Origin of the sequence: Mycobacterium sp. (genome assembly GCF_032162105.1) — a bacterium.
Lineage (GTDB): Bacteria > Actinomycetota > Actinomycetes > Mycobacteriales > Mycobacteriaceae > Mycobacterium.
Genome location: NZ_JAVRPS010000183.1, coordinates 1 through 3,563 on the forward strand (window position 1 = coordinate 1; position 3,563 = coordinate 3,563).

Annotated in this window: 4 protein-coding genes; all 4 read right to left on the reverse strand. The window is 68.8% G+C overall.

The features are described 5' to 3' along the window. On the reverse strand, nucleotides 1–677 hold a 677-nt coding region (locus tag QOC69_RS09540; protein ID WP_526438725.1), incomplete at its 3' end, for an SDR family NAD(P)-dependent oxidoreductase. Between the two features lie 12 nt (nucleotides 678–689). Then, the gene (locus tag QOC69_RS09545) at nucleotides 690–1,781 is read right to left on the reverse strand and encodes an acyl-CoA dehydrogenase family protein (protein ID WP_526438731.1); all 1,092 of its coding nucleotides are present in this window, start codon (nucleotides 1,779–1,781) and stop codon (nucleotides 690–692) included. Nucleotides 1,782–1,809: 28 nt separating this feature from the next. After that, complete coding sequence (locus tag QOC69_RS09550; protein ID WP_526438727.1) at nucleotides 1,810–2,958, reverse strand: acyl-CoA dehydrogenase family protein; 1,149 nt, start codon at nucleotides 2,956–2,958, stop codon at nucleotides 1,810–1,812. An 11-nt stretch (nucleotides 2,959–2,969) separates the two neighbouring features. Further along, on the reverse strand, nucleotides 2,970–3,563 hold a 594-nt coding region (locus tag QOC69_RS09555; RefSeq protein WP_526438729.1), incomplete at its 5' end, for an SDR family NAD(P)-dependent oxidoreductase.

Genomic DNA, 3,563 nt, shown 5'->3' on the forward strand with positions numbered 1-3,563 from the left:
GTGCCCAGCCGCTTCGGGAACGGGACGTTGGCGGCGAACTTCGCGATGGCCTCTTCGCCGACCGATTCCATGATCGGTGTCTTCATGGTGCCCGGCGCGATGGTGTTGACCCGAATGCCCACCGAACTGAGGTCGCGGGCGGCCGCGATGGTCAACCCGATCACGCCGGCTTTCGCCGCGGCATAGGCGGTCTGCCCGATCTGGCCTTCGTAACCCGCCACCGAGGCAGTCATCACGATGGCACCCCGTTCACCTCCGTCGCGTGGTTCGGCAGTGGCCACCGATGCCGCCACCAGACGGGTCAGGTTGTACGTGCCGTTCAGGTAGAGGTCGATGGTCTTGGTGAAGCCGCCCATGTCGGCAGGGCTGCCGTCGCGCTGCACGATCCGTTGTGCGACACCGAAACCGCCGTGCGCGACCACCGCGTAGCGCAGCTGACCGAGCTGGTTGGCCTGCTCGATGGCGCCCAGGATGCTGTCGTCACTCGTCACGTCGGTGCTGACGAACAGCGCTCGGCTGCCCAGCTCGTCGGCCAGCGCCTTGCCCTTGTCGGCGGCGAGATCGGCGATCACCACACCCAGACCGTCGGCGTGCAGCCGACGTACCGTCGCCTCACCGAGGCCGCCTGCGCCGCCACTGACAATCGCCGACGCACCTTCGAATTGCTGTACCGTCACCGGTCCTCCTTGCTAATTGTTGTTTTCGAGTTGGGTCAGATCGCCCGTCACCAGGTCCCACGGAACCGCTGCAGCCAGGGCCATTCGGCCCAGCCGGCGCGCGAAGTGATTGGTGGTCCCGTAGTCCCCGGCCCAGCTTTGGGCGCGCAGCGTGAACAACCACAGCGGATGCTCGCCGGTGACGCCGATCGCGCCGTGCAGCTGGTGGGCGACGGTGGTGACCGGGCCGACGACGCGGCCGACCGCGATCTTGGCGACGGTGACAGCGTAGTCGGTGTGTTGGGAGTCGAAACCGTGTTCGGCCGCCGCCGCGACGGCCAGTTCGACAGCGGCGCGCGCCCTTTCGATCTCTCCCGCCATGCCAGCCAGGGACTGCTGGACGGACTGGAACGCACTGAGTGCGCGACCGAACTGGATGCGCTGACGGGTGTGCTCCACCGACAGCGCCGCGGCCGCGTCCAGGACGCCGATGATCTGCACGCAGCGTGACCAGGCGCCGCGCCGCGCAAGCTCGCCACCCACGGCGGCGTCCAGGGTCTTCAGCTGGTCGGCGGCCACGTCGAACGTGATCGCATCGCGCGGTTCGCCGGCCAGGTTGTGGCCTTCGTGCAGGGTGCTGGACGCCCCGTCGATGACACCGACGCGCAGGCCGTCGCGACCGCGAACCGCAAGCACCGTCGTGCACGCCCGCGCCCACGGCACGGATTGCGCAGTGCCGGTGACACGCGCGCCTTCGGTCTCGGCGTCGGCAATCGCGACGGTCAACGGACCGTCGGGAAGGTCGATGCCCGCCTGCCGCCCGAGCCAGCCTGCCAGGACATCGGATTCGGCCAATGGCACCGCGCCGGCGTGGCGGGCCACACCGTAGAGCGCGACCGCCAGCTCGCGGGGCCCAGCCTCCATGTCCGGTGTACTGGTCAGCTGGGCCAGGCCGGTGTCCTCGAGGTTGCGCCACAGTTCGGCGTCGAACTGGTCGGGTACGCCGCGGCGGCCCAACCCGGCGTCGTAGGAGCGCCGCCCGATGTCGTCGACGAGTTGGCGCAGTTCGGCGTCGTCGTCCTCGGTGTCGTTGACGGCGAAGACGCCGCCGGCGAGCGCGCTCAACTCGAACCTCCGCTCTTCGCGCAAGCGCTCATCGCAACCCCAGGCCTCGCGCGACCACACCGCGCAGCACCTCGTTGGTGCCGCCGCGCAGCGTGAACATGGGCTTGTGCAGCCAGGCGGTGGTCAGCATTGCCTCCAGCTCCGGGTTCGGCACTGATCCCTCCAGCAGGTCGGCGATCAACTCGACGGATTCGGTCTCGAACCTGGTGCCAAGATCCTTGACCAGCGCCGCTAGGTTCGTCGCGTCCCCGCCGCCGGTGAGTGCGCGGGCCACCGACAAGGACAGCTGGCGCAGCGAGATCAGCCGGGCGAGCAGGTCGCCGATGAGCCCCGCCGTGTGGTCGTCGGGCGACGGCCCCGCACCGAGTGCGCGGATCGCGGCGAGCAGGAGCGGGCCGGTGGACAGGATGCGCTCCGGCCCGCTGCGTTCGAAGGACAACTCCGAGGTGACCTGGTGCCAACCGTTGCCGACCTCGCCGAGCACGTCGTCGTCGGGGACGAAGACCTGATCGAAGATCACCTCGTTGAAGTGGTGCGCGCCCGACATCAACACGATGGGCTCGATGCGGACGCCGTGCGCGGAGCACGGAACCAGGAACTGGCTGAATCCGTCGTGCCGGTGCTGCGGGTCCGGCGGGCTGGTGCGGGCCAGCACGACGACCTGGTGCGCATGGTGTGCTCCGCTGGTCCACACCTTCGTGCCGGAAAGCTGCCAGCCGCCGTCGGTGCGAACAGCCCGAGTCTGCACGGCAGCGAGATCGGATCCGGCGCCGTGTTCGCTCATGCCGATCGACGAATAGAGCTTGCCCGCAACGATTTGCGGTAGCAACCGCTCGCGCTGGGCTTCGGTGCCATACGTCAGCAGGCCCGGCGCGACCTGGCGGTCGGCGGTCCAATGCGCCGCCACCGGCGCGCCCGTCGCGATCAGTTCCTCGGTCACCACGTAACGGTGCAGGTGCCCCAGCTGGTGGCCGCCGTACCGCTTGGGGATGGTCAGACCGAGGAAGCCGGCTGCACCAAGGCGCGCCGAGAACCCCTCGTCCCATTGACCGAGCCAAGAATCGACCGCGGGTTGCCAGCCGAATTCGGCGCGGTCGGACCGCAGGAAGTCCCGCACGGCGAAGCGCAGTTTGACCAATTCGGGCTCACGGGCGCTCAATGCGTCGAACGAACTCACTGCTTGACTCCCTACGCCGTGGGCAACGGGGCCGACGGAAGGTAGAAGTTGGGCGTCAAGTCCTCTTCGCGCGCGGCCAACCGGTATTCCGACAGGTCGTGGCGACCCTCTTCGCGGAGGATCTCCTCGTCGGTGTAGAAGTGGCCGGTGCACGTCGCGGCGGGCCGAGCGACCAGCGCGTGCACCGCGTCGGCCATGATCTGCGGGCTGCGGGCCTGGGCGCGAACCGCTTCGTCGCCCATCGTGACCATCATCCCGGTGCTCGCTATCGTGGTGGCCGGCCATAGCGAGTTCACCGCGATCGGCACCAAGGCGAACTCCTCGGCCCAGCCGAGTGTGAGCAGGCTCTCGGCGTACTTGCCGACGCTGTGGCCGACGTGGGCGCCGACCCACCTCGGGTGCAGGTCCAGCGGTGGCGAGACGTTGACGATGTGCGCGTTGTCGGATCGGCGCAGGTAGGGCAGCGCGGCCTGAACGACCGCGAACGGCCCTTCAACGTTGATCTCCAGCAGTCGGCGTAGGTTCTTCGGCGGCAGGCTCGCGGTCGGGCGCAGATCGAGTGCGCCTGCGTTGTTGATCACGATGTCGATGCCGCCGAATGCCTC